The sequence below is a fragment of the Accumulibacter sp. genome (genome assembly GCF_023806565.1).
Classification (GTDB): Bacteria; Pseudomonadota; Gammaproteobacteria; order Burkholderiales; family Rhodocyclaceae; genus Accumulibacter.
Genome location: NZ_JAMTDV010000003.1, coordinates 1 through 5,795 on the forward strand (window position 1 = coordinate 1; position 5,795 = coordinate 5,795).

The window sequence follows — 5,795 nt, forward strand, 5'->3', positions numbered from 1 at the left end:
GGAATCGTCGAAGGGCCATAGCCAAGGTACTTGAGACGTTGTTCGACGCGCACGACATCGAGAAGACGGTTTCTTGCGGACTCCCCTCCTACCGAATCGGCGAGCCTGAACTCGTGGTAGCCGGGATCGTCGAGTGGGCGGTCTCCGAAAAAGATGGTGCCGGCGGCGCGCTCGTAGTCGACGACGCGCAGTTTCAGCTCGAGGCGATCGTCGGGCTTGCTCCTGTTGAAGTCGGAAAGAAAGATCGAGACTTCGCCGGGTTTGAGCGTCTTGCCGTCACGCAGGCGTTGCACGTCGAGCGTCGGCTGCAGGAAGACGATGCCGCTGCTGCTCAGCGTCCGCTTGCCGGCGTCACTGTCGACGGTCTGCAAACCGTTGTAATCGCGGCGAACGGCTGCTGCGACCGCCGACAGGCCGTTCTCACGCTCGGCGGTCAGCAGATAGCCCTGGCGGTCCCGAACCAAGGTTGCCGGACCGTGGATTTCGATGTTCGACCAGTTGATGTTGACAGCGGCCGCGCCGAGCTTGGCAAGCGTCTCCGGGTATTCCCTCTGGATGAGCTGGATCAGATCGACACGGACGATGTCGCCATAGTTGAATTCGGGCACCTGCTTGTCGACCTTGGGGTCGGTTGCGTCGGACACCGGTTCGCCGGCTACGGGGTCGGTGAACTCGACAGCCTTGGGCTGCTGCAGCCGACAGTCCGCCATGCCAACGACCCAGCCCGAGGTGATTTGCCGGCCGTCACCGAGCTCGTACTTGGTCGGCGTGACCACTTGCGTGACGACTCCGCCGACGCGCTCCCGGTCAACCGGCAGCGGACGTGGGGACGCCTGCCTGGCCAGCGAGTTACGCTCGGCGGCTGCGAGCAGTGCGCCGAGATCCCACTGCAGCAGTCCGCTGGGTGGGGGCGAATCGCCGATCGTCGGCCAGTAGCGGAGGTCGGCCCACAGGGTCTTGCCGTCGGCGCTGACCAGCAGGCGCGAGAAGTTTCCGTCGACGATCGGGGACGTGGCACCAAGGTACTCCGGCCGGTCGCCGAACGGATCCCGAATGATTCCGATCTTGCCGCCGAATTGTTTGGTGCCGCTCTGTACGTCGTCGTTGGCGTAAAGCGGGTCGAGGAAATCGAAGAAATAGTCGGCGACCAATGCGTACTCGGTTCCCTGGTACAAAACGACCGCGGGCGACTGGGCACGCTGGATATTCAACTGATACGGCCCGTCGACCCGGCTGTTTCCGGTTAGGGCGCCTGACATCGGAATCTGCGTGAAACGGGCGGCTCCTCGGAATTCACCCGTCGGTGCGAGACCGATGGTCACCGTCGCGAGGCCGGCATTCTGGTCGAGTGCGTCGCTCACGACGAAGCGCAGGGTGTTGTCCCGGATGCCGGCCGAGGCAAGGAAATTCGGTGCCTTGCCCTGCCGATCCGGCAGCGTGACGGGCAGGAAGGCACCGGGGGCGCTGGCGCTTAGCCGGCCACCCCGCTGCTGCGCCCGATCGAGGTCGAGGACGAAGATGCTGCCGCCGGCGCTCCCGCTGGCGACAGTCAAAGCCCGCGTGTCCTGGCGGCTGGCGGTGACTGCCAGGTACGAGTGCACACCCTGCGTGATCGCCATGCCGCCGTAGCCATACGGGGCATTGGTCCCGCTCACTTCGGCAGGCAGGTCGATCTGCTGGACCTGGAGAAACCCGGTTTCGCTGAAGTCCGTCGGATCGATATGGACGCGCACGAGCCGATAGTTTCCCCCGCCGTCGAACGGCCCCCCTTCGGCGACATAGAGCCACTGACCGGAGACGGCAAGGCTGGTGATGTTGGCGCTGCCGACCGTAAAGCTGCGGGCAAGCTGCAGCGTGGCTGTGTCGAGCGCATGGATCTCGCCGTGCGTGCCGGCGACGAACAGCAGGCGGTTGTCCAGGCTGAAGGCGATCGGGTCGCTCTTGCTGCCCCCCAGCGACTCCGGATTGCCTTCGCCGTCCCTGTATTCGATTTCCCTGACGAGCACGCCGTCCTTCAGGATTCGGATCGTTCTGTCGCCGCTGACGACGCTGAAGCCCGTTTGTCCTTCGATCGTCGCAGTACCGGCTTCGCCGTTGGCCACCCAGCGGGTTCTGCCGGGGTCGTCCGGGGCCAGCGTTTGCAGCATGCGTTGCACGCTGAGAACGTGCAGGCTGGCAGCGACCTGGTCGGGAATGTCGACTTCGACGGTCACGCTGTCCGCACCGCTGGCAATCGGTTGCAGGTCGAGAAGCTTCTGCCAGAGACGCATGCCGTCGCGACGTGGCTGCCCGTCATCGTCCCAGTGCTGCGCTGTGGCGCGACCAGTGGCGTCGATGTCCAGTGCTTCCGGAGAAATCCACACGCGCAGGGCCTGCGGCTGGCGGCCAGCGTCCGCCGCCTGCAGTCGGTCGACGGTCAGGCGGAGCTTGTCCGAAGCGAGCGCTTCGATGCGGGTGATGCGTGGCGAAGTGTCGCTCGCGCTGCTGCTCGACGCGGACGAGCCGGGTGCTGCGATGGTCAGCGTCAGCCCGCCGTCGGCAAACTCCTTCTGCAGCGGAAGCAACTGGTAAACGCCGCCGAAATTCATGTTGATCGCGTACAGGTCGGAGACGCCGGCAATCGAGCCGATGAGGTCGGTCGCGGCAGCCGCAGCGGTCAGCCCGCCGCCCGCCAGATTTCCGGTTAGCGAGATGGCGAGTTGATCCATCAGCAGGGCCGAGACGTCGATCCCGGTACCCCTGACCTGGACGGCACCGGTTTGCGCGTTGCGGGTCGTCCTGACGCAGAGCAGGTCGCCCGATCCGGTGACGCCGCTGTACGGTGGACTCGCGGTCCTCGCGACCAGCTTGCCAGTGGCGTCGGTGGCGACGAATCCGTCGTCGACGATCCACCAGACGGCGTCCAACTGGCCCGGCGACTCGGCGGCCACGGCCGGTGCGACGCCGCGTCGCAGGAAAAGCACCTCGTCGCCTTCGTGTACATTGCTCGGGTCCTGCAGCGGGATCGAGAGCTGCACCGGCACCTTCGTCGGCTGCTCGCCGAGTTCGAGGTGGAAAGCGCTCAGCGGGCGCAGGAACGCGGGCGCGGGCGCGCTGGTTCCGGTCACGCGGGCAAGCTCTGCAAGGTCGATGCGCCGGATCGAAACAAGCGCATCGCTCGCCAGTGCCCCGGCGCCGATCATTACCGTTTCGCCACTGTCGGCCTGTACGATCCCCCCATCCGCCGCGCTGAGGGCGATGCCCGCTGGCGTCGGCGTCATCGGATCGTCGTCGGTGGGCTGCGCTGGCGCGACCACGAGCAGGACATCGCTCTGAGAAATGGCGGTCGCCGTGACGCTGCCGAAGTCGTCCACGGTATTCCTCAGATGAACGACCGAGATCGTCACGCGCCCGGGCTGGTGCGCGGTGATCAGGCCGTCTTCGCTGATGCTGGCGATGCGTTCGTCGCTAACCAGGTACCGTGTGCCATTGCGGACTTCGGGGATCGCCGGAATCACCTCGGTCACCGTTTCTCCGCTGCTGGGATCGAGCACGATTTCGCCGGTGACCGGATCGATCACGAAATCGCCGGTTGCCGGATCGATCAGCGGCTCCTGCGTGCCCGGATCGATGTAGCTCTCGGTTTGTTCCGCAACACCGGCGAAGACGAGCTGACGGGCAGTGTGTACATCCGCGTCGGGGCCGCCGTCGGGCGTCTTGAGATGCACCTTGAGTTGCCGGGTCGTGCCGGGAGCCAGCGTCAGGGTGCCGGGATAGACATCGGGCTGGAGCGTAATCGCTGGGCGAGCACCCTCGGCACCGGTCTCGGAAACCGGCGGTGCGACGTTGGTCACCATGGCCGCCTGCACACCGCTTTCGTCCGCGTCGAATCGCCGGGCGACGAGCAGCGCCGGGCCCACGCCAGTCGCCCGAATCTGATTGGTGGCGTCGGTTACGGCGACTCGTGTGCCGTCCGCGTAGCCCATGTCGGCAAGATCGACCGCGATCAGGTGGAGATAAGCTGGGTCGGCAAGCGCGACACCGCTCTCGTCGGCGAAATCGAGCGTCGCCTGGGCGGGGGCCGTTTGCCCGACGCGCAACGAAGGCAGCCGAGCGAGGTGGATGGCCCGCAGCTCGGCGCCGCTGATCGTCACCGGCAGAGCGATCGGCGCGGCGGCGGTGTAGCCATCGTCAGCCTGGACGACGATTCGGGCGTCACCGGCGTAACCGGTGGCGGGGGTGAAGAGCAGTGTCTGGCCGTCCGCACTCAGGCGGCTGCTGCCATGCGTAGTGTCGACGATCCACCAGAAGACCGCGTCACCCTCCGCATCGTCGGCGGCCGCCGCCAGGCTGCTCGTTGCGCGCAGGTCGGTGTGCGTCCCGATCGTGGGCGGATTCATCGTGCTCGGCGCGCGATTGGCGGCGAAGCCGGTGTTGGCGAAGAGGAGCTGCCGATCGCCGCGATCGACGGATCCATCGCCATCGAGGTCGGCGACGGGGCTGGAAGCGGCGGCTTCCCAGAGAACCGAATCGATTGCGTCGACGCGGCCGTCGCGATTCAAGTCGCCGACGATTCGCACCGTGACGCTGGCCGTGCCGTGACCGGTCAGCCGCACGAGCTTGAGCCCGGCCTCGTGGACCCGGAACAGGGTGGTGCGCGCACCCTCGTGGACGCTGCTGCCGAGGACCTCGCCGCCGACGATTTCCGGCGGCTCGAGCGTCGCTTCGTCGCCGCGGACAACCACGGCGAGCAGCACGGCCCCTGCCTCTCCTGTCGTGTGCCGGGTCGATCGGATCTCGCTGTCGCGGATGGTGAAACCGAGAAGCACGCCACTGCCGAGTTCACCGCTCCAGGCATTCTTGGCATCATCCCACTCGGCGGGAACGCCGAGGTTCGCAGTGAGCGCATCCGCCAGCAAGTGCCCGTCGGGAGCGTAACCGTAGGGCGTACCGCTGCCCCCGAGATCGCGAACGAGCGCCAGCCTTCCTGACGCGTCGTAATGATAGAGCTTGCTGCTGACCTCGCTGTCCCCGCGAGCGACGCCGGTGACACCGAAAATCCGCCCGCTGCCATCGCGGAGGAAGGCGAGGTGCCCGGCCGGTGCGCCGTCGGCACCGATGCCGGCGATGCCGGCGTCCGAAACGAGCCACTGGGCGCCGTCGGCAAAGTGGATGCGTTCGATCCGGCCTTGCGCGTCGAGCGTGTAGCGGTCGCCATTCGGGGCGGTCAGCGTATAGCCGTCAGGTTGCCAGGGTAGACCAGTGACGCGGTCGTAGAGGCCGTCGCCCTGACGCACGAGGCTGTCGGGAACGATGCTGTCCGCCAGCGCATGCGCGTCGAGTTGCCAACCCTGGCTGCTGCTGAACGTCGGATGCCAGACGCGCGGCGCGGCCGGATCGTCGCCGAGGCGTTCGGCGGTCGCCTGCAGGCTGAAAGCGAGAGCAAGTGCGGCGGGCTGCTGGCCGGTGAGGGCAGCGGGAACGCTGAGCCAGACGCGCGTACCGTCCCGCCACGCCGCGCGACTGCCGGATTCGACGGTCAGCGGTTGATCGCTGCTGAGCTGCGTGTCGAGCAGCGGCAGCCGCCAGTTGCCGAAATCGCCCGCGGACGACGGGCCAACGGCGACAGTCGACGAAGCGGGCAGGACGCGGCCGAGAGTGAACTCATGGCCAGCCAGCAGGTAAGTCGCGTCGCTCGCAAGGGCGTCCGCTGGCACCTTGTCGACACTCTCGATCACCACTGTACGTTCGCTTTCGCTGCTGCGTCCGGCGAGGTCCCAGGCGCTCAGGCGCAGACGCCAGACACCATTGGCCAG

1 pseudogene is annotated in these 5,795 nt (G+C 66.9%); it reads right to left on the reverse strand.

Features of this window, described 5'->3' with window-relative positions:
* Positions 1-5,795: pseudogene (locus NFV80_RS00090) on the reverse strand (hypothetical protein); the annotation flags it as partial.